The 21,397-nt window shown below is 54.4% G+C and carries 15 protein-coding genes; 5 read left to right on the plus strand and 10 right to left on the minus strand.

The features are described from left to right. Positions 1-9 precede the first annotated feature (9 nt). Together ACUN8H_RS17645 and ACUN8H_RS17650 are read right to left on the minus strand one after the other, a co-directional pair. Positions 10-3,909, minus strand: coding sequence for an AAA family ATPase (locus tag ACUN8H_RS17645; protein ID WP_445533354.1), 3,900 nt, complete (start codon positions 3,907-3,909; stop codon positions 10-12). A gap of 27 nt (positions 3,910-3,936) precedes the next feature. Continuing rightward, on the minus strand, positions 3,937-4,623 hold the full coding sequence (locus ACUN8H_RS17650) for a tRNA-(ms[2]io[6]A)-hydroxylase (RefSeq protein ID WP_445533355.1): 687 nt from the start codon (positions 4,621-4,623) through the stop codon (positions 3,937-3,939). Positions 4,624-5,151: 528 nt separating this feature from the next. Here ACUN8H_RS17650 and acnB point away from each other — a divergent pair. The 3 genes from acnB (at position 5,152) to ACUN8H_RS17665 (ending at position 10,420) form a co-directional block, all read left to right on the plus strand. Next, positions 5,152-7,755, plus strand: a complete 2,604-nt coding sequence (gene acnB / locus ACUN8H_RS17655; RefSeq protein ID WP_445533356.1) for a bifunctional aconitate hydratase 2/2-methylisocitrate dehydratase — start codon at positions 5,152-5,154, stop codon at positions 7,753-7,755. A 187-nt stretch (positions 7,756-7,942) separates the two neighbouring features. Further along, on the plus strand, positions 7,943-8,437 hold the full coding sequence (gene rraA, locus ACUN8H_RS17660; protein ID WP_445533357.1) for a ribonuclease E activity regulator RraA: 495 nt from the start codon (positions 7,943-7,945) through the stop codon (positions 8,435-8,437). Positions 8,438-8,476: 39 nt separating this feature from the next. Further along, the gene (locus ACUN8H_RS17665; RefSeq protein WP_445533358.1) at positions 8,477-10,420 is read left to right on the plus strand and encodes a glycerophosphodiester phosphodiesterase family protein; all 1,944 of its coding nucleotides are present in this window, start codon (positions 8,477-8,479) and stop codon (positions 10,418-10,420) included. Between the two features lie 6 nt (positions 10,421-10,426). Here the strand turns inward: ACUN8H_RS17665 and ggt are convergent, their stop codons facing one another. Both ggt and ppsA read right to left on the minus strand, forming a co-directional pair. Then, on the minus strand, positions 10,427-12,217 hold the full coding sequence (gene ggt / locus ACUN8H_RS17670) for a gamma-glutamyltransferase (RefSeq protein WP_445533359.1): 1,791 nt from the start codon (positions 12,215-12,217) through the stop codon (positions 10,427-10,429). A 216-nt stretch (positions 12,218-12,433) separates the two neighbouring features. Then, entirely contained in the window at positions 12,434-14,809 is a 2,376-nt protein-coding gene (gene ppsA, locus ACUN8H_RS17675; RefSeq protein ID WP_445533360.1) for a phosphoenolpyruvate synthase, read from the minus strand. A gap of 272 nt (positions 14,810-15,081) precedes the next feature. On the opposite strand from ppsA, the gene ppsR reads away from it, so the two are divergent. Further along, positions 15,082-15,915: a posphoenolpyruvate synthetase regulatory kinase/phosphorylase PpsR gene (gene ppsR / locus ACUN8H_RS17680; protein ID WP_445533361.1), complete on the plus strand. Its 834-nt coding sequence runs from the start codon at positions 15,082-15,084 to the stop codon at positions 15,913-15,915. 17 nt (positions 15,916-15,932) lie between these two features. Here ppsR and ACUN8H_RS17685 read toward each other — a convergent pair whose 3' ends face one another. The 4 genes from ACUN8H_RS17685 to ACUN8H_RS17700 all read right to left on the minus strand — a co-directional run bounded on the left by ACUN8H_RS17685 (position 15,933) and on the right by ACUN8H_RS17700 (position 18,844). After that, a complete protein-coding gene (locus ACUN8H_RS17685; protein ID WP_445533362.1) occupies positions 15,933-16,511 on the minus strand; it encodes a hypoxanthine-guanine phosphoribosyltransferase in 579 nt (192 codons plus the stop codon). A gap of 47 nt (positions 16,512-16,558) precedes the next feature. Further along, the gene (nagZ, locus tag ACUN8H_RS17690; protein ID WP_445533363.1) at positions 16,559-17,590 is read right to left on the minus strand and encodes a beta-N-acetylhexosaminidase; all 1,032 of its coding nucleotides are present in this window, start codon (positions 17,588-17,590) and stop codon (positions 16,559-16,561) included. A gap of 62 nt (positions 17,591-17,652) precedes the next feature. After that, positions 17,653-18,189: a L,D-transpeptidase family protein gene (locus ACUN8H_RS17695; protein WP_445533364.1), complete on the minus strand. Its 537-nt coding sequence runs from the start codon at positions 18,187-18,189 to the stop codon at positions 17,653-17,655. Further along, positions 18,167-18,844, minus strand: coding sequence for a TetR/AcrR family transcriptional regulator (locus ACUN8H_RS17700; protein ID WP_290694894.1), 678 nt, complete (start codon positions 18,842-18,844; stop codon positions 18,167-18,169). Before ACUN8H_RS17700 ends, ACUN8H_RS17695 begins: the two co-directional genes overlap by 23 nt. A gap of 266 nt (positions 18,845-19,110) precedes the next feature. On the opposite strand from ACUN8H_RS17700, the gene lexA reads away from it, so the two are divergent. Beyond that, the gene (lexA, locus tag ACUN8H_RS17705) at positions 19,111-19,791 is read left to right on the plus strand and encodes a transcriptional repressor LexA (protein ID WP_445533365.1); all 681 of its coding nucleotides are present in this window, start codon (positions 19,111-19,113) and stop codon (positions 19,789-19,791) included. A 19-nt stretch (positions 19,792-19,810) separates the two neighbouring features. Here the strand turns inward: lexA and ACUN8H_RS17710 are convergent, their stop codons facing one another. Both ACUN8H_RS17710 and purU read right to left on the minus strand, forming a co-directional pair. Continuing rightward, a complete protein-coding gene (locus ACUN8H_RS17710) occupies positions 19,811-20,482 on the minus strand; it encodes an energy-coupling factor ABC transporter permease (protein WP_445533366.1) in 672 nt (223 codons plus the stop codon). Positions 20,483-20,506: 24 nt separating this feature from the next. Beyond that, positions 20,507-21,361 carry a formyltetrahydrofolate deformylase gene (gene purU / locus ACUN8H_RS17715; protein ID WP_445533367.1) on the minus strand — a complete coding sequence of 285 codons (855 nt, stop codon included), beginning with the start codon at positions 21,359-21,361 and terminating at the stop codon, positions 20,507-20,509. Positions 21,362-21,397: the final 36 nt, after the last annotated feature.

Consider the following 21,397-nt stretch of genomic DNA (forward strand, 5'->3'; position numbering starts at 1 on the left):
TTATCGCTGCTAGTTTTCGATGCTTACCGGGTGGGGCAAGCGGCGATCCAACAAGCTGATCCAGCGTGTTAGTACCGGGGCATCACTGTGACTGACCTCGCTGAGCAACTGCCGGAAGCTATCTTTGGCCTGTTGGTCGTTAGGCTCAATGCGGGTCAGCCATAGCTCAAGTGCCGCCAATTCCTGATGGCGGTTGCCATGCTCACGGGATTGATTGATCGCCATTTCTGCCAGGGCTTTGACCTCATGGGCGGGATGCCCCTGCAAGTCCCTTACCTTGGCTAGCTGCGTGGCTAATTCCGGCAAAAACAACGTTGTTCTTTCGCGGGCAATCACCAAACATTGCTCAAGGTAATCTTGCGCAGCATTTAACTCTCCCAGTTCAATGCAGGCATCCGAGTACCAAAGGACTGGTCGCTGATAGCGGTCACGCCCATTTAACTCGGCCATTTGATCCAAGCTATCACGCAGCTGGGTGAGCCCGGCGGTATCGCCTGCCATCGCTCGTTGCCAGCCGAGAATGCTCTGCGTGGAAATTTGCCAAAGCTGCAAATCGGGTGTGCCAGTCATACTGGCCGCCCGTTCGGCGTGTCGGGCAGCTAGATGAACATGCCCCAATTGACGATAAAGCGCCGCGGCAAACAGCAACGCCATGGCCAGGGTCCCCGGGTGTGCAATCTTCTCCGCCAGCCGAATCGCCGCCGAGACTTGACGCTCCGCGCGCTGATAATCGCCACGCAGGCACAGCGCCCACCCCTGGAAGCAGGCTGCCGAGACTTGCGGATGATCAGAGAATGGCAGCCATTCGATCATCATTTGCGCATTGAGCGGGTCAATTTCATCCAGGTGGTCATGCGCCTGCTGAATGCGCCCTGCCCAATACTCGCAATTAGCCCGCGCGTAGTCGGCTAAACGGCGGTAACGCGGGTCCGCAAGACGCGAAGCGATATCGGCGAGCGTCGAAGCCAAGGCAAACGCATCCGCATGGGCATAGCGCTGGCTACGCCCAACCCAGAGCCCCCATTTGACGAGGAAAATCTGCTCTAAATCTTCCGGGTCTTCGAGACTGTCACTGCCTGACTCCCTCAACAACTCTCGGGCGCGAACAAAGCTTTCGTGGGCAGTTGGCGAACCGTGACCTTCTAATGAAAAGGCCGCCTGCCCGCGCACGGTAAGCAGGCTGACTTCACGCTCGATTTCATGCTCAACGTGACGCAGACTGGCTAAGCCAAAATCAGCCATGCGCAGCGCAGTTCGGTTGGCACTTACTTTTAGCGCTTCACGGGCAGCCAGCTCAAAGTAGCGCGCCCCGCGAGCGTAATGACCGCTGCGGCGCAGGTGAGTAGCAAAATCGCCCGGATGACGGCTAATCCAAACGGGAAACCGCTCTTCTATCAACGTAACTACTTGCTGGTGTAACTGGACGCGCACGTCCCGTGGGCAAGATAGATAGGCAGCTTCCTGTAGCAATTGGTGGCTAAACTGAAACTCATGGTCGCCACTCTCTTTATCGACAGGCTCCACGATCTCCAGCGCGCGCATATGTTCGAGCGCTTGATTGAGTCGACCTTTTTCCCAACCGCTACACTCCAGTAAAAAATCCAAACGGAAGCGTTTACCTAGCACGGCGGCCACGTGGGCAATTTCCCGGTCGCCTTCCAATTGATCAATGCGGCTTGCCAATAGCCCTAACAAACCTTTTGGTAATTCATCAAATTGCACGCTGCGCCCTTCGCGGCGATCCATATCCAAACGACGGCAAATCTCCTGCATGTACAGCGGTACGCCATCACAACGCTCAATAATTTGGTTACGCAACCGCGGGCTTAAATGAATGCGGTAGCGCCGAGAAAGTTGAGACAAAAGCCGCGACGACTGCAGCGCATCCAGGTTGCCTAAACTAATTTGCTGATCCCAGTGCAGTTTCACCGGCAACTGTTCTCTGCCATGGTGACTGGCAACGAGCATAAAGGCAGTATTAATCGGCAAACGTGCCTGCAACCCGGCTAATACTTTAAACGAGGGTTCATCGAGCCACTGTAGATCATCGATCATTAGCACCAGCGTGTGGGTGGTCGCCTGACGCTCGATGAGTCGGTGTAACAGCATCACGACGAGTTCAACCGCTTCACCACTTTGGGCAAGCTGGGTAATCTCCTGCACTTCATGAACGCCAAGCGCTTGCTCTAGCAAATGTTGCCGCTCTGGGGTGAGCTGATCGAACTCCAGCGTTTCCTGAAGTTCGTGAATAGACTCAACGGCCAGCGATTGCTTGAGATACCAGCCCACCAGCGTTCGGGCGACGCCATAAGGATCTAATACCGAGAGGCGCGTAGTGGGCTGCCAGCAAATCGCCGCATCGCGGCTAAGCTCTAATTGACGAAAACCAACCATCAATGCCGACTTTCCCATGCCCGATGCACCACGTACCAGTACGCTTTGACGCAAACCAATGCCCGCTCGCGCCAGCGCATCGCGCAGCGTTCTCAGCGATGTCTCCCGGCCAACTAAACTGGGTGGCAGTGCATCCCGACCGCCTTCATTCTCACCCAGCACTAAAGCGCGCAAGCGGATGCGCCCATCGCTGGCGACCAAACGCGACACCAGCCGAGGCTGTAAATCCAACGCCGGCGGCATGTGCTGACTGGCTTCTTGGGAAATGACCAATTCACTCCCTTCGGCAGCACTCATCAACTCCAAGGAGGTTTGTGTGACTTGGCCCAGAGGGTCTGCCAGCTGGCGCTCTGGTAGGTATACGACGCGGCCACTGTGCAAGCCAGCAGCGAGCTCGAAGTGCGGGGTATCACCCTCACCGGACCAATGGCGCAGGCTCTCTTGGGGAAGCGCTTGACGGCAATGCTCATAAAGCGCCACAAGTTCGGCTAATTGATGGGCGGGGCCATGAGTGCCGAAACAGGCTAAACCCAAGCCGCCTGTTGCGCCCGGTAGCCAAAAGCCGCCTAAATGATGGCACTGCTGCTCTAGCCAACGCAGTAGCTCCAACTGGAGGGTCAAGCAGTGGCGAGTGGCTGCGCGATCTTGCCACTCCCCTTTTAGATGCAGGCGTATAGCCATCACTGAGAGCTGACGCAGCTCTATTTCGTCTTCACGCAGCGGCTTACTATCCGCGGCTAACGCACGTGAAAAAGCGCCCTGCGGGCTCATCATGCGCGGGTCATGGTGACCATCCGACCAGAAGCTTGCTAACTGCAAAAAGCTCGGTTCAGGCTGTTGGCCCGACAGGGCCAATAGCTGCAAATAGCTATTGTACTGCTCGTGGGCGGCAGCCATTTGATTCTGCTCGGCCAGCTGGCGAACCAACCGCTCGTGGAAGGGGGCGTAGCCTGAGAACCGACTAACCAATGTTTCTAAAATGGGGTCGGGTAGATCGGTGTGAGCTTCCAACACCTGCTCGGCGAAACGAATGACACGTTGACGCCACTCATTTCGCACCTGGACCAACCAACGCTGAAATTCGCTACAGTTAGCCAACTGCAGCTCTTCAATCAAGTCACCCTGGTAGCACCCCATCAAGGCATCAAGGGTATCTAAATCGCGCGGCCCTTCTAAGAGCTGCTGCAGCGTATGCAGATCAACCTGCCAGTGGTTGGGAAGTTGGAAAGCAATCGTCTGCCGAGAGACGCTCAACACTTGATCGGCGATCTCCCCTAGCGACTGACGCAAACAGTGGAGCGCATGGCGCAAGTTGGTTCTGCCTGACGACAACCCTTGATCAGGCCATAACAACTCGGCTAATGCTGCCCGATTAACCGGCTGACGATGCAGCAAAAGATAAACGAGCAGCGCTTTCACTTTGTCGTAGCTAAAGTGGGTTAATACATCCTCACCCTGAGTAAGCGAAAAGTGGCCAAATAGAGTTAACTGGTCAGTCTCTCGGGCATCGCGCATGTTGAACATCCTGCCAGGCTAAGCGGCTTATGCTGGTACGCCGCTATGAAAACGAAAAGCCGTATCGGGCGAAGTAATCAGTTCCGCTTCACGCGCAACAAAAAAAGCGATCCGCTCATTGATCGAATCTGATGTCTGTTGGCGCGCCAATAAGAGATAGTCTTCAAAATGACGGCCTTCTGACTTCACCAACGTGCGGTAAAACTTGGCAAGCTCTTCGTCTAAGTAAGGAATCAAGCAAGCGAACCGTTCACAGCTGCGCGCTTCTATCAGGGCACCGATAATGAGCACATCAATCAGCCGCTCGGGGTCATTGCTACGCAGGTGCCGCCTAAGCCCTTCAGCATAACGTGAGGCGGTTAAATGCTGATAGGCAACCCCACGAGCTTCCATGAGCGCCACCACCTGTTCAAAATGAAGCAGCTCTTCGCGGGCCAGTTGTGACATTTTGCTGAGCAGCAGCGGTTGATCCACATAGCGATATAACAAACTCATGGCTGTGGAAGCCGCTTTTTTTTCACATTGCGCATGATCGATTAATAAAGTGGCTGGATTTTCCAGCGCCCACTGCAGCCATGCCTTAGGAGTTTCACAGGCTAAAAACTGATGCAAACTTTCTGGCAGCAAATCATCCGCATTCAATGTATGACACGCCGGTGGCAGGTCGCTCGTTTGTAAAATATCGTCTTTTGAAGCACTAGGTTGTATCAACATAACACCATTACCGATCTTGTATTTCACTATTGTACAACAAATAGGCGCGCAAGGCGCTTTGTCCCTGTTGTTTCCACCTCTTCACATCGACCTTTCGCCGATGACTAAAAACGTCATACGCCCAAAAATGCTCCACACACTTTATAAGCACGCCCTAGTAGGAGGACTGTACGGTTATCAATTAAGGCCTATGGTAACGCGCTGTAACGCCAATCACACCCAAACACACCGACATTCAATTAGAATCTCGTAAAATATTTTCTGGCTTATCGCTAATGGGTTAAAAAAGCGCGCTTTTTTGATGCGTTTATGTCGCGGCATCAACATAAAGTACAAGGTATGTCTCATCTTGCCAGCTTAACATTGTCGACAGTTTGCCGTAGAATCCCAGCCAACCAACCATATGCTGTTTGTCAAGCGTATGTCATATGTGATTGGCCCACTTCCCAACACTGCGCAGCCACCAGGATGCTTATGTGTAAGCCGTCACCATAAAGTAAATGAGAACGTAGATGAGAGGGCCCCAACGTGCTTGAAGCTTACCGCCAACATGCCGAGGAACGTGCAGCTGAGGGCGTCCCGCCCAAACCCCTGACCGCCGAACAAGTCGCCTCACTGGTTGAATTGCTTAAAACGCCACCCGCCGGTGAAGAGGAGTTTATCCTCGATTTAATCACCAACCGCGTCCCCCCAGGTGTTGATGAAGCCGCCTATGTAAAAGCGGGGTTCCTAACCGCAATTGCTAAAGGTGAAGCCAGCTCTCCGCTCATCGATAAAGGCCATGCGGTCAAACTGCTCGGCACCATGCAGGGCGGCTACAACATTGTTTCAATGGTCGAACTTCTCGATAACGAGGAGCTTGCCCGTGAAGCTGGCGAGCAGCTCAAGCACACACTGCTAATGTTCGATGCTTTCCACGATGTCGAAAGCCGCGCCAAAAATGGCAACAACGTTGCTAAAGAGGTCATTCAATCCTGGGCAGAAGCAGAGTGGTTCCTTTCTAAGCCCGCACTGGCTGAAAAGATCACCCTTAGCGTGTTTAAAGTACCTGGCGAAACCAACACGGATGACTTGTCTCCGGCGCCAGATGCTTGGTCACGTCCTGATATTCCGCTGCACGCCAATGCCATGCTTAAAAATGAGCGTGATGGCATCGAGCCTGCGATCCCCGGCACAACGGGTCCGCTCCAGCAGATCGAAGACGTTAAAGCAAAAGGCTTTCCGGTCGTTTACGTCGGTGACGTCGTAGGCACAGGCTCCTCACGCAAGTCAGCCACTAACTCTGTGCTGTGGTTCTTCGGCGACGATATTCCTTACGCGCCCAACAAACGCGCTGGCGGTTTCTGCTTTGGCAGCAAAATTGCGCCTATCTTCTTTAACACTATGGAAGATTCTGGCGCCCTGCCGGTTGAGATGGACGTCACCAACCTAAACATGGGCGATGTCATCGACGTTTACCCTTATGCGGGCAAAGTGTGCAAGCACGATAGCGACGACGTCATCACTACGTTTGAACTTAAAACGCAGCTGATCCTGGATGAGGTGCGCGCTGGTGGCCGTATCCCACTTATCATTGGCCGTGGCCTAACCGGTAAGGCGCGTGAGTCTCTGGGGTTACCTACCTCTGACGTTTTCCGCCTTCCTGACCAGCCTAAAGATAACGGCAAAGGCTTTACCCTTGCGCAGAAAATGGTCGGCAAAGCATGCGGCCTGGACGGCGTTCGTCCGGGCATGTACTGCGAGCCCAAGATGACCACCGTTGGGTCACAAGACACCACCGGCCCAATGACGCGCGACGAACTAAAAGACCTTGCTTGCCTTGGCTTCCAGGCCGACCTGGTCATGCAGTCCTTTTGCCATACTGCCGCTTATCCGAAGCCGGTTGACGTGGATACGCACCACACCCTGCCCGACTTCATTATGAACCGTGGCGGCGTTTCATTGCGCCCAGGCGACGGTATCATTCACAGCTGGCTAAACCGCATGTTGCTGCCTGACACGGTGGGCACCGGCGGTGACTCGCACACCCGCTTCCCGCTCGGCATCTCGTTCCCAGCCGGTTCAGGCCTGGTTGCTTTTGCCGCCGCCACCGGCGTAATGCCACTGGATATGCCAGAGTCAGTATTGGTTCGCTTCAAAGGCAAGCGCCAGCCAGGCGTTACGTTACGCGACTTGGTTCACGCCATTCCGCTTTATGCGATCAAGCAAGGCTTGCTGACCGTAGATAAGTCCAACAAGAAAAACACCTTCTCGGGCCGCGTGTTGGAAATCGAAGGCCTGGAAGACTTAACAGTCGAACAAGCCTTTGAGCTTTCCGATGCCTCTGCTGAACGCTCAGCTGCTGGCTGTACCATTACCCTCTCGGAAGAGAGCGTAACCGAATACTTGAAGTCCAACATTACACTGCTGAAGTGGATGATGGGCAACGGCTACGGTGACGAGCGCACGATCAGTCGCCGTATTGAAGGGATGGAAGCCTGGTTGGCGAATCCTAGCCTAATGCGGGCCGACCAGGACGCCGAATATACCGAAGTGATCGAAATTGATCTGGCTGAAATTAAAGAGCCGGTCCTGTGTGCACCGAATGACCCAGACGATGCACGCCTGCTGTCTGAAGTCGCCGGTGAAAAAATCGACGAAGTCTTTATCGGTTCATGCATGACCAACATCGGCCACTTCCGTGCGGCGGGCAAGTTGCTTGAGAAGCAGCCGGCCGGCAGTTTGAAAACACGGTTGTGGCTGGCACCACCGACGAAAATGGATCAACACCAGTTGACCGAAGAGGGTTACTACGGCATTTATGGCCGTGCAGGCGCTCGAATGGAGATGCCGGGTTGTTCACTGTGTATGGGTAACCAGGCCCGCGTTGCTGCCAAGAGCACCGTGGTGTCTACGTCTACACGGAACTTCCCGAACCGCCTGGGCGATGGTGCCAATGTGTACCTTGCCTCAGCGGAACTGGCGGCCGTTGCCGCGGTAGAAGGACGCCTACCCAGCGTTGAAGAGTACCAACGTTATATGGGTGAGTTTGACGCCATGGCGGGCGAGATTTATCGTTATATGAATTTTCACGAAATCGAGGAGTACCAAAAGATCGCCTCGAACGTGATTCCGGTCGCTCAAGAAGCTTAGTTAATACTTAGCCATTGAGGCCGCCCCATCGCCGATGCTCGCACCATCGCAGAAGATGTGACCTGTTGCATTTTCTGAGTCGATGACCGAACGCCCCGCCACTGTTTTACAGGGCGGGGCGTTTTTTTAGGCTCTATCTTTCTAAACTGATCGGTAATCCAAGCGTATTTAACCTTAGGAGCGTGTGATGACGAATTCGATTGATATAGTGACACCCGATCTCTGCGATGCGTACCCAGAGGTGGCGGTGCTGGAACCCATGTTCGCCAATTATGGCGGGCTAGATGCCTTTTACGGCCCGATTCGCACCATCAAATGCTTTGAAGATAATTCCATGGTGAAACAGGCAGTCGCCGAGCCTGGCAATGGCGCGGTGCTGGTGGTCGACGCAGGCGGTTCGCATCGTTGCGCCATGCTGGGTGATATGCTTGCCGAACAGGCCGTGGCCAATGGCTGGGCGGGAGTGGTGATGTATGGCTGCGTGCGCGATGTTGATATCCTTGCCGCCCTACCCATCGGTATTCAGGCCATAGGGAGCCACCCACGACGAAGCGAAAAGCATGGCGAAGGACAACGCGACATCGCCGTCACTTTCGCCAGCGTTACGTTTCAACCAGGCCAGTGGCTCTATGCAGATAACAACGGCATCCTGGTGGCCGAGCACGAGCTGCCACTCTCCTGATCTCTCCTTTATTCACCATAAAGCGAGGTAACGATCCGCTTGCCAGGCGTGGTGCTTGCTGCCACCCTGGTGATTCATTCTTACCGTTTAGTGACGATGCAGCCTTTGACCTACCTTGGCTCCGCCTTACTGCGCACGCTGCGCGATCATCTTCGCCCATTGATCGCCTACCACCTATTTTTTACGCTGCTTGCTTCCGCCTTGCTGCTGCCCGCGATTACCTGGGTGATACGCGTTCTACTTGCCCAACTAAACCGAACCGTTGTTACCAATGATGAGCTAATTACCCTGCTGTTTAGTCCACTCGGGTTAATGGGTATGTTGGTAGGGCTTGGCTTCACTTTTTTAATTATTTATTGGCAACAGGCAGGGATGCTGCAAGTCGCGATTAGGCCCCGCGACAACCACTATCGATTAGCCCTAGAAGCACTTTGGCTCAGTACCCGCCGACTACCCGCCCTAGCAGGCCTGGTCATTCTGCAGGTAGGTACGCATCTATTGCTACTGACCCCTTTCATGGCCGGGCTCGCTTGGTTATACGACTTCTGGCTCAGCGGAATCGACCCCTACTATTTACAGCGAGTGCGCCCTCCTTCGCTATGGTATTTCATGGGCTGCGCCCTACCGCTGATTCTCTTCTGGGTATGGGCTGCATCATGGCTCTACCTGCGTTGGCTGTTGGCACTACCGTTAGTGGCGCTAGAGCACTGCAGCCCCTGGCGGGCATTAAAGCGTAGCGTGAGCCTAACGCGCGGCTGGCGGCGCTCGATTGGCGCTGCGGTGCTGCTGCTGTTGGTAATTATTATCTGCTTACCGCTACTGGTTACGCTGCTCTTCGATCGCCTCTTTACGCCGCTACTGTGGTGGCTCCCTGAGCTCAACGCCGTCCTCATACCGGCCATGCTGACGTACCTGGTGGGCTATGTACTGATCACGCTGGCCATTACCTTTTTGGGTATTGCGACCAATGCGCTTCTTTCCGCCTGCTTATATATGCAGCTGGCACACCGTGAAGATCGCCCGGCGCCTCCTCCTGAGGAGGCCAATGCTGGTAAATGGGCCTGGGCGGTAGAACTCAGCGTGCTTATTTTCGCGGGACTTCAAGCATGGTGGATCCTTAACAGCTTTGAGATTCGCGATAATATCGCCGTGATCGCCCATCGGGGCAGCTCAATGGTCGCCCCTGAAAATACGCTCTCTGCGTTGAATCAGTCGCTGATCGATGGCGCGGACTATATTGAAATCGATGTGCGCCTAAGCAAGGATCAGCAGGTCATGCTCTATCATGACCGAAGCATGGCTCGCCTAACAGGTAGCCGAGATGATTTTGGTGAGTTAACCCGCGAACAACTTAGCCAATACGATGTAGGCAGTTGGTTTGGTGATGCCTTTCAAGGCGAAGCGATTCCTGGCCTCGATCAAGCGCTCGAGCGTGTGCGAGGCAAAGCGGGATTAATGATTGATATTAAGCCGCTACCCGGGCAGGAACAGGCACTCGCCAATGCCGTAATCGATACCTTAAACGCCGAGAGCGACATTCGCTATCGTTGCTGGGCTACCCAGCAAAACGCCTTCAATGGCTATACGGCCTGCGGCTTTCCCAGTGCCTTGTTAGATATGCGCATGGCAACCATGTCGCCGCTGCTACTTGAACATATCAATACGCAGGCGCCCGAGCTGCGAGTAACGTTATTGGCACAGCTAATTCTTCCCGGCACCCTGAATCGTCGAGGCTTTGACGCACTGGGCTTGCGCCATAACCGCATCACAGAGGGAGAAATTCGCCTAGCGCGGCTGTACGGTTACGAAATACACGCCTGGACGGTTAATGACCGCGCCAGAATGTCGACGCTGATTGACCTGGGTGTCGATGCCATTATCACCGACTACCCAGATCGTTTAACCGCGCTCATTCAAGACCGTCGCGCGTTGAGTGATGGTGCGCTTATGCTGGTAAAACTACGCAACTGGCTGCGTCAGTGAAGCCGATTAATCGCCCATTACCACGCCTTCACGCCGCGGGTCGGCACCGCCAAACAGGGTGCCGTCGTTAAGCCGCATGATGGCCTGGAGGCCGCTGGTAAGCTCCCGCTCGCTGACCGTATGCCCCCGCTCGCGCAGCGCGTCCATCGTTGCCTCTGGAAAACGCCCCTCTTCAACGTAGACATCGCCGCCCAGCGTAATGGCATGCGGCAGATTGAGCGCTTCCTGAGCACTCAATCCCCAGTCACGCAGCGCCACTAGAGTACGAGCCGTGTAATGGATGATCGCTGCCCCGCCCGGCGACCCCAGGCTGGCCACTAGCTCTCCGCTTTCTTGGTCAAAGACTAACGTCGGGCTCATGCTGGAACGCGGGCGTTTACCGGGCTCTACGCGATTAGCCACAGGCTCACCGTCTACTTCAGGCACAAAAGAGAAATCAGTCAATTCATTGTTGAGCAAGAAACCACCCGCTAAACCTGTGCCCCCATCGGACAGAATCCGAGAGCCGAACGCCTGCTCAATCGTGGTGGTCATGGCCACCGCGTTACCCTCATCATCCACGATGCTGATATGGCTGGTACCGTATTCAGGCTGTTCCGGCTGACTGGCCCAACTCACGGCTAGCTCACCCGGGTTACCCGGCTCGGCATTCTCGCCCATGCTCATTTCATCGATCAGCTCGCTGCGTTTCTCAAGGTAATCAGGCGCTAACATCGATGACCAATCGCCCCCCGGCGCCTCGACAAAATCAGGATCGGCGATGTAACGACCACGGTCGGCAAACGCAAGCCGCGATGCTTCGAGGAATTGGTGTAACCACCCGCTGCTTGAAGCGCCGTTATCCAACGGGGCTTCAAGCAGCGGCTGTTGGTCAAGCATGCCCAAAATCTGCATGACAGTAAGGTGGCCCGAAGACGGGGGTGGAAACCCGCAAACTTCCCACTGCTGCCAGGGCGTGCAAAGCGGCTCACGGTTCAACGCCTCATAACCGCTCAGGTCTTCAAGCACCAAGGCCCCTGGCCGCTCAGGATGATTCTGAACACGTTCAACGATATCTTCAGCCACTTCTCCTTCATAAAAGGCTGCGCTACCTTGAGCGGCTACACGCCGAAGCACCTCTGCCAAGGCCGGATTTTTTAGCGTTTCACCGACGGCAATAGGCTCCCCCTGCGCATCATAGTAAAACTGACTAGCTAACCGGTCTTGGCGCAGGAACTCATCATTGGCCAAGCTGGTATGCAATCGGTTGCTGACAGCAAAGCCCTCTTCGGCCAAAGTGATCGCCGGGGTAAATAGTTCTGCCCAAGCCAGCTCGCCCTGTTCCGCATGGGCTTTTTCAAGCATCCGCAGCGTGCCCGGCACACCGACTGAAAGGCCGCTCACCACCGCTTGGTTAAACTCGAGTGGCTCACCATCCTGCAAAAATAGGTCGCTATTGACAGCTTGCGGTGCGGTTTCGCGACCGTCATAGGCGCGCACTTCGCCGCCATCGTAAGTCATCAGAAAAGCACCGCCCCCGATGCCGCTCGACTGGGGTTCTACCAAGTTCAACACCAGCTGCACCGCAATAGCGGCGTCAATAGCATTACCGCCTGCTTTTAACACCTGATAACCAGCATCCGTGGCGAGCGGATTGGCCGCAGCAACCGCAAATGACTCAGCGGACCAACCCGGTTTTTCTTCATAGCCAGACTCGCTTTCTGGCGAAATTGAGGGCGTTTCGTAGCTAAACCCCCAGCTATAAATCGGCAATACCAGTAAGCCTGGCAATACAAACCTAATCCGTTTTGGGGACATCTTGACGCTCTCCTGCGGCTAGTGAAACAACAAACGATCTATCAAAAACGACCTAAACACGTTCTATAACAGAGTGGCCATATGCCGCTGACCGATCAGCAATACTTGCTACAACCAGCGCCAGCCACCCTCGCTATCTACCCCAAGAGTAGCTTATAAAAATAGCAACGCCCGGCACAATGGCCGGGCGCAAGCGGTACGCTTGGAACAACACACCTATTCGATTTTTTGCCCTGCGAGCATAAACCACGTTTCCAGCACTGCATCGGGATTGAGCGATACAGAGTCGATGCCCTGTTCCATCAACCACTTGGCCAGATCGGGGTGGTCTGAGGGTCCCTGGCCACAAATGCCGACGTATTTACCCTTCGCCTTACAGGCCTGGATAGCCATGGCAAGTAGCTTTTTAACGGCGCCATTACGCTCATCAAAGAGATGTGCCACGATGCCCGAATCACGATCTAACCCCAAGGTTAACTGGGTTAGATCATTGGAACCAATAGAAAAACCGTCAAAGTATTCCAGAAACTCATCAGCCAGCAGTGCATTCGCAGGCAGCTCGCACATCATGATCACTTTTAGATCCGTCGCGCCGCCCCGCTCCAGGCCGTTCGCCGCAAGCAGCTCCACGACCTCACGTGCTTCATCGGTAGTACGGACGAAGGGCACCATGATTTCGATATTCTCAAAGCCCATCTCTTCGCGCACTCTTTTGAGCGCACGGCACTCGAGTTCAAAACAGGGCCGAAATGCTTCAGAGATGTAGCGCGATGCACCGCGGAAACCCAACATCGGGTTCTCTTCACCCGGCTCATAGAGCTTACCGCCAATCAGGTTTTCGTATTCGTTGGACTTAAAGTCTGACAGTCGCACGATTACACGCTGAGGATGGAACGCTGCCGCCAGCGTTGAAATACCCTCAACCAGCTTATCGACGTAAAAATTAACCGGGTCGGCATAGCCGGCCGTGCGCAAATCGATCACCTGCTGCAAATCCACCGGCAGCGTAGCGTATTCCAGCAGCGCTTTAGGGTGAACGCCGATCATACGGTTAATGATGAATTCCAGCCGCGCCAACCCCACGCCTGCGTGGGGCAAGCTGGCAAAGCCGAAGGCACGATCAGGGTTGCCCACATTCATCATGATCTTGAAAGGGATTTCCGGCATGGCGTCGACACTGGAAACTTTGCAGTCAAACTCGAGCAACCCTTCGTAGACATTGCCGGTATCGCCTTCCGCGCATGAAACCGTCACGTCGATACCTTCTTGCAACTGCGTCGTCGCATCGCCACAGCCAACAACGGCGGGAATACCCAGCTCACGCGCAATGATGGCGGCATGGCAGGTCCGCCCACCCCGGTTGGTGACGATGGCGGAAGCTCGCTTCATGATGGGCTCCCAATCCGGGTCCGTCATATCAGTGACCAGAATGTCGCCATCATGAATTTTGTCCATATCATCTGGGCTCAGCACAACTTTGACCGTGCCCCGGCCAATGCGCTGACCAATCGCTCGCCCGGTAATCAAGGTGCGACCTTTTTCACGCAGCTGGAAACGCTCGAGCTTGCCACCTTCCTGCTGGGAGACAACCGTTTCAGGACGAGCCTGCACGATATATAACTCACCATCGTCACCATCAAGCGCCCACTCAATATCCATCGGGCGCTGATAGTGCTGTTCGATCGTCATGGCCTGACGCGCCAGCTCCATGACTTGCTGATCGTCCAGACAGAAACGACCGCGGTCCTGGTGCGGCACATCGACGGTCTCAACCGACTTGCCAGCACTCGTATCCTGGCCGTAAACCATCTTGATCAGCTTGGAACCCAAGTTACGACGCAGCACCGCCGGGCGCCCTGCCGCCAAGGTCGGCTTATGGACGTAAAATTCGTCGGGATTTACCGCACCTTGCACGACGGTTTCGCCCAACCCCCATGAGGCGGTAACAAAAACGGCATCTTTAAAACCGGATTCGGTATCCAAGGTAAACATGACGCCGGACGCACCAATCTCGGAGCGCACCATTTTCTGAACACCGGCAGACAAGGCGACGTTTTCATGGGCGTAGCCGCGATGCACGCGATAGGAAATAGCGCGATCGTTGAACAACGAGGCAAAGACTTCATGCACCGCACGCTTGATATTGTCGAAACCTTCAATATTGAGAAAGGTTTCCTGCTGCCCAGCGAAGGAAGCATCGGGTAAATCTTCGGCGGTGGCAGAGCTACGCACCGCTACTTTTAGCTGTGGGTGTTGCTGTTGCAGTTGACCGTAAGCATCGCGGAGGGCTGTTTCAAAGTTAGGCGGCAACGGCGTATCAATAATCCATTGGCGGATGTGACGGCCCGCCTCGGCAAGTGCTTTAACATCGTCTACATCCAAGCGCGCAAGCGTTGTATTGATACGCTCGTTAAGCCCTTCGTGGGAGAGAAACTCGCGGTAGGCATGAGCAGTGGTGGCAAAACCGCCAGGCACCGTTACGCCAGCACCCGAAAGATTGGAGATCATTTCTCCTAACGAGGCGTTTTTACCACCCACGCGTTCGACGTCTGACATACCCAACTGATCGAACCACAGAATGTACTCTTCCACGTAACCCCCTCGCTCAAAGACATCGACATGATCACTAGCAATGTCATTAGCGCTAGGATCATGGATTATTCATTGAGACACCCTAGCACCGCGCCAATGTATTCTCCATTGGTCTAATAGCGAAGGGCAGGGAGGATTTTTACAACATTCAGTGTTTTGAAGACATTTGTGTAGTCAGCTTTCTGGCGCCCACCTCACCACGACCTTTCGCGAGTTGCTCTAGCTAGCGTCTCAGCACACAATGGCGCCGTTAATTACCAGTGGATGTCACTATGAAACGTACGGCTTTTTTTATCTCTGATGGTACCGGGATCACGGCGGAAAGCTTGGGGCGCAGCCTGCTGGCCCAGTTCAGCGATGTCGAAATCGACATGCAGACCAAGCCCTATATCGATACGTTGGAAAAAGCCCAGGCGCTAGCAGCGATTATCGAAGCAACCGCTAACCGTGACGGACAGCGCCCCATCATCATCGATACTATCGTTGATCAACAGATTCGTAACGTCATTCGTCAGGCGTCGGGTTTCAAAGTCGATATCTTTTCTACTTTTCTAGAGCCACTGGAACAGGAGCTCAATACTCACTCCTCCTACAGCGTGGGAAGAACGCACTCGATTGGTAGCGATGATGTCTATATGGATCGCATCCACTCGGTGCATTTTGCCCTTGATAACGATGACGGGGCGCGCACGCATCAATACGACAAAGCTGACATTATTCTGGTTGGCGTATCACGCTGCGGTAAAACACCCACTTCGCTCTATCTAGCGCTTCAGTTTGGAATTCGCGCGGCCAACTATCCACTAACGGAAGATGATTTAGACGAAGATGGCATGCTAAAGCTGCCGAAGGCACTAGCGCCCCATCGTCAAAAACTGTTTGGGTTAACCATTGATGCGCGGCGTTTATCCGCGATACGTAATGAGCGCCGACCGAATAGCCGTTACAGCTCCATTGATCAGTGTCTTCAGGAAGTCGAACAGGCAGAGTCGCTGTACCGCACCATGCATATTCCCTTTATTGATGCGACACGCTTCTCGGTGGAAGAGATATCAACGCGGATGATTGCTGAGACGGGTTTAGCGAGGCGCTTTTCGCCCCGCTAAGATTTAGTACGGCTACTTTACATTCCCTTTGGGGCAAATATGCCCGGCGCATTGCGCCAATAGCCTTTGTAGTCCATACCAAAACCAAACACGTAGCGGTCGGCGACTTCCAAGCTGCAGTAGTCGGCCTTTAATCCTGGGACAGCTTTGCGGTTGTGCTGCTTATCGACCAGCACGGCCGTGGTCACACTGGCGGCCTGAGCTTCTTCACAGTAGGCTAAAATCGCCGCAAGCGTTGCCCCTTCGTCCAAAATGTCGTCGACGATGACCACATGGCGCCCCGCCATGGGCACCTCAGGAGAAACGCGCCAAAACAGTTCACCACCGCGTAGCTCATTGCGATAGCGGGTGGCGTGTAAATAATCCACTTCCAGCGGGAAACCCAACCGGGTCAGCAGATGGCCGGTAGTGATTAAGCCGCCATTCATGACACAGTAAAAAACCGGCAGTTTGTCGCCTAAATCATGTGTGATCGCTTCCGCCATACGATCAAGCGCTTTCTCTACTTCTTGCTGAGAGATAAGGCAGTCGGCGTTATCCATCAATTCACGCATTGAATCCAATGACTCTAATGCTTCTTTATCCAACTTTGACATCTAAACTCCAGGCGGGTTGAAAGCGTTAATCGCAGTAACACGGATATTCACAACGTATTGGGTTTCGGTTTATCAGCCAGTGCTTCGAGTTTAGCGTGGGCACGCCGCCAGCGTCCCAGCGCACTTAAGGCGTCGAGGTCGGGTCGTGCGCGACTGTAGCGAAGCTTGGCGGGGCGCTTAGTTTCGATACTTCGGCAGGCTTCAACAACCTCCAGCGCGGCGGCGCGATCATTGCACACCAACAGCATATCGCAGCCCGCCGCTAGCGCAGCCTGGGCACGCTGTTTGGGCCCGCCTGCTTCGTGGGCACCCGCCATGCTCAAATCATCCGAAAAGATGCAGCCTTTAAAGCCCAACGACTCGCGTAACATCCCTAGCCAATGAGGGGAAAAGCCTGCTGGACGCGTGTCAAAAGCACTGTAGATGACGTGTGCAGGCATTACCCCGTCTAATGCTGCTGCTAACTGGGTAAAGGGTACAAGATCGCGCTGTTTGATCACGTCTAAGGGGCGATCATCCACCGGCAGTGCGACGTGAGAGTCTGCGGCAACACCGCCATGGCCGGGAAAATGTTTGCCTACAGCGGCCATACCGGCTTCGTGGAGCCCTTGAATAAAAGCGCCACCCAATTGCGCCACATGCTCAGGGTTACGGCTGAAGCTTCGGTCACCAATAACGCTCGATACGCCGCTCTCGACATCGAGCACCGGCGCAAAGCTCAAATCCAAGCCGCAGGCCGCCATTTCCATACCCAGTAGCCAGCCCGCATCTTTTGCCAGCACAAGACCGTCATTCGGGTTCGCGTGATACCACTCGCCAATGCGCGCCATGGCAGGCAAGCGCGTCATTCCCTCCTTAATGCGCTGAACGCGCCCCCCTTCTTGATCAACGGCAAGCAGTAAGTCCGCCCGCACACGGCGAATATCGCTGCATAGCTTGCGAACTTGATAACCATTCTCGACATTGCGCGCAAATAAAATGACGCCCCCTACGCTCGGCTCCCGCAGTAAGCGTTTTTCTGCAGCCGTTAATGTCGGGCCTTCAAGGTCGAGCATGACCGGGCCTAGCGGTTGAGTCATCGTGACAGGTCCATTTAAAAGGGCGATGATTCTAGACGATCGTCTAGCGGAGTCAAAACTGATCAGTCAAACGATTGACGACCGCCGTGCAACCAAACGGGAGTGCCTGGCAGCGCTAATGAAAAGATATACAGCAAATCATTGGTGCGTAAACGAATACAGCCATGAGAAGCAGCAACGCCCATAGGCTGGTCAGAAGGCGTGCTGTGCAGATAAATATAACGCCGCTGGGAATCTACCTGGCCACCGCGGTTAACGCCTTTTTCTAACCCACACAGCCACAGGATACGCGTCAAAATCCAGTCACGCTCGGGATGCGCCTTCGCTAGCGCAGGAGAAAATTCCTCGCCGGTCCAGCGACGACCACGAAATACCGCATTATCAGGCGCCCCCTCGCCGATCGCCGCCCGAATATAGTGCCAGCCATGAGGGGTTTTACCACTACCGTTACGCTCTCCGACACCGGCGACACCTGACGATATGTCACACTCATGCAACACTTTTGGCCCTCGCCAGCAGCGTAACCGCTGTTGAGTGGTATCTATGTCTAACCAAATGTTCTCTATAGGGGGTAGCTCAGCGAGCCTGGGCGTTCGCATATTTTCCTTCTTCAAGCGCTGAGGGCAACGGTGCATTCATGGCGGCAACCACGACCGGGCGCAAGCGTCTCACCAAATCGCGCACGGTCACTTGCTCGTGATAATCCTTTTCGGCGATATCGCGAAGCGCATCGAGCCCTGAAAGCGTAAAAATCACAGTGCCAAGCATAAAGTGTAGTCGCCAAAAGCGCTCAGCGTCAGGCAAGTCGGGTGTGGCTTGTCGCACTAGCTCAGTGAAGCGCGTGAACACATCCCCATACTCCTGCTGAATATGACGCCGAAGATGCCCCTGGGCTTGGCTATAGGCAAGCCCTAACAAGCGCATGAACACCTTTAAGCTATTGCGCTCCGCCGGCACCGCCAGCACGGTATTCGCCATTGTTTCGAGCAGCAATTCAAGCGGAATGACGCCCCCGGCATGCTGGGCTTCCAGCTCATCGAGTGCCGTGTGAAAGCGCTGAGTGAAGGGGTCCAGATAGCGCGAAAAAACAGCCTGGATCAAGGCTTTTTTCGAACCGAAATGGTAATTCACAGCGGCTAAATTGACCCGCGCTTTGCTAGTGATGTTGCGCAGCGAGGTTTCAGCAAAACCACGCTCTGCAAACAGCACTTCCGCAGTGTCGAGTATTCGAGTTACCGTATCAGATTGAGCCATGCTGCTCTCCGGGGAAACGGATGTTTTAAACATCGCAAAATACTATGCCATAACGCAGGTAGGCTCAACGCTTGATTTTCTGATGAAATGTGGCTGTCTAAATAAGTAGAAACTTAGTTTCAAACGATTATTAAAATTTCGCTGAGTTGATATCCACGGATTGACAAGCCATATACTGGACAGAGGAACATACTGTATACTTAACCACTTATCGATTAAGTCGTCATTTAAACAGTCACCGTCTATTCACTATTTTGGAGTCTGGTATGTCGCGTCCGCTAACCGCTCGCCAACAGCACGTTTTTGATTTTATCGTTAAAACCATGGGCGAATTTGGCTACCCTCCGACCCGCGCTGAAATTGCTAAAGCGTTGGGCTTCCGTTCACCCAACGCAGCAGAAGAGCACCTGCGCGCACTCGAGCGCAAAGGCGTTATTCGCATCATCCGCAATACATCCCGCGGTATTCGACTGCCCAACCAAGAGCCCCAAGAGGTAATCGACAACACGCTGATCGAATCACCCACTGCCACCCTTGACCCAGCGCCGACGGGGCTACCAGTGATTGGAGAAGTCGCCGCGGGGAGCCCTATCCTCGCCGCCGAACATATAGACCGCTACTGCCCTCTGCCCGCTGAATACTTCACGCCCAAGGCTGATTACCTGCTGCGCGTGCGTGGGCTATCAATGAAGGACATCGGCATCTTGGAAGGAGATCTACTCGCAGTTCACCGCACCGAGCGAGTGCGCGATGGCCAGATTGTGGTGGCACGCTTAGACGATGAAGTGACCGTCAAACGCTTCCAGCGTCAGGGACATCAGGTCACGCTATTCGCGGAAAATCCCGACTTTGCGCCCATTGAGATCGACCTGCGCTCACAGTCGCTGGACATCGAAGGTGTCGGCGTTGGCGTCATTCGCGGTGGCAGTGGCCAAGCGCTTGGCTAATGTTGGCTAGTAATAGCCGCTACTGCCTATCGATATAACGGTGGTCATTAAACGTGGCCACCCAATGGGGATGATAGACCATCAGAATACTCAGCAGCATACCGGTGATAAACGCCTCCGAAGGCATCAACAAGGGCAAGAACCGTGCATACTCTTGGGCCAAATAGATAGCGTCAGGATCGGTGCCGGCAATGGTGATCAGCAACACGGCTGATAGCCCCGCCACCAGCGTTGCCAATGCCGCGCCAAAAAAGCCGCAGGCAAATAGAAACACCATTAAATTATCCGGCAGACGACGATCTGCCAGCCGCCAAACCGTGCCCGTGATGGCCGCCGGAATGATCCCCGTCACCAGCACATTCGGCCCCAGCAGCATCCACTCATTGCGGCCAATAGCCACCATTGCCACGTTGATAAGTACATTGCTGATCAGCGCTAATGGCGCTTTAAAAACCAGCGTCATCAAAACCGTAAAGACCAGATGTAACGTTAGCCAATCTACCGCTTGAGCGCGTAGTTGCCACATCAGTACCACGGCCAGCGTTGCGCCTAACCATCGGTGCTGAAGCGCCGTATCCTCGATCAACACTTGCCAAGGCCGCCCCCAAAGCGCCCACACCACGACGCTCAGCGAGAGTAGTGAGGTGAGTATCAGCGCCCAGGGCGCCAATACATTTTGCGCAAATGACATAGCGGCCTCTCATCTTATCGGGCGTTAACTAAACACGACGGTCTTGTTGCCATGCACCAGGACGCGAGCCTCCAGATGCCAGCGTAAACCCCGAGCGAGCACGGCCTTTTCAACATCACGGCCGAAACGAACTAAATCGGTCGGCGTGTGGCAGTGGCTCACGCGATGAATATCCTGTTCGATGATCGGGCCCGCATCGAGCTCTTCCGTCACATAGTGGCACGTCGCGCCAATCAGTTTAACCCCACGTTGGTAAGCCTGATGGTAGGGTTTAGCGCCCGCAAAGGAGGGTAAAAAACTATGATGAATATTAATCACTCGGCCTGCATAGCGCGCGCACAAGTCAGGCGGAAGAATTTGCATATAACGCGCCAGCACGACGCAATCAGCCCGGGCGCTATCGATTTCGGCTTGCACTTTGGCAAACGAGGCCTGCTTGTTATCGGCGTCGACGGGCACATGCTGGTAAGGAATGCCGTACCACTCCACCAATGAACGCATATCGTCATGGTTGGAAATAACGCTAACGATATCGCAATCTAGCTCCCCCGCCTGCCAGCGATACAGCAAATCTACCAAGCAGTGAGACTCGCGGGAAACCATCAGGACCACACGGCGACGCTGCTGCGTATCCACCAACGACCACTGCATATTGAACTCATCCGCCACCGGTTCAAAGGCCGTCCGCAGTGCCTCTACCGACATACCTACCGAATCCGCCAGAATTTCGTAACGCATAAAGAAACAGCCCGTTTCTAAATCGGAGTGCTGGCTAGCTTCGGTGATAGACCCGCCTTGTTGAGCAATAAAACTCGATACCCGGGCAACAATACCCACCCGATCAGGGCAGGATACAACTAAACGGTAATAATGAGACATATGAGCGACTCTTGACCTACTTCTAAGGTATTTATG

The organism is Vreelandella sp. V005, assembly GCF_052645115.1.

Bases quoted from the DNA above. Each gene is read 5' to 3' on its own strand.
- ACUN8H_RS17645 (WP_445533354.1), bottom strand. From the start codon at position 3,909: ATGCGCGATGCCCGAGAGACTGACCAGTTAACTCTATTTGGCCACTTT.
- ACUN8H_RS17650 (WP_445533355.1), bottom strand. From the start codon at position 4,623: ATGTTGATACAACCTAGTGCTTCAAAAGACGATATTTTACAAACGAGC.
- rraA (WP_445533357.1), top strand. From the start codon at position 7,943: ATGACGAATTCGATTGATATAGTGACACCCGATCTCTGCGATGCGTAC.
- ggt (WP_445533359.1), bottom strand. From the start codon at position 12,217: ATGTCCCCAAAACGGATTAGGTTTGTATTGCCAGGCTTACTGGTATTG.
- ppsR (WP_445533361.1), top strand. From the start codon at position 15,082: ATGAAACGTACGGCTTTTTTTATCTCTGATGGTACCGGGATCACGGCG.
- ACUN8H_RS17685 (WP_445533362.1), bottom strand. From the start codon at position 16,511: ATGTCAAAGTTGGATAAAGAAGCATTAGAGTCATTGGATTCAATGCGT.
- nagZ (WP_445533363.1), bottom strand. From the start codon at position 17,590: ATGACTCAACCGCTAGGCCCGGTCATGCTCGACCTTGAAGGCCCGACA.
- ACUN8H_RS17695 (WP_445533364.1), bottom strand. From the start codon at position 18,189: ATGCGAACGCCCAGGCTCGCTGAGCTACCCCCTATAGAGAACATTTGG.
- ACUN8H_RS17700 (WP_290694894.1), bottom strand. From the start codon at position 18,844: ATGGCTCAATCTGATACGGTAACTCGAATACTCGACACTGCGGAAGTG.
- lexA (WP_445533365.1), top strand. From the start codon at position 19,111: ATGTCGCGTCCGCTAACCGCTCGCCAACAGCACGTTTTTGATTTTATC.
- ACUN8H_RS17710 (WP_445533366.1), bottom strand. From the start codon at position 20,482: ATGTCATTTGCGCAAAATGTATTGGCGCCCTGGGCGCTGATACTCACC.
- purU (WP_445533367.1), bottom strand. From the start codon at position 21,361: ATGTCTCATTATTACCGTTTAGTTGTATCCTGCCCTGATCGGGTGGGT.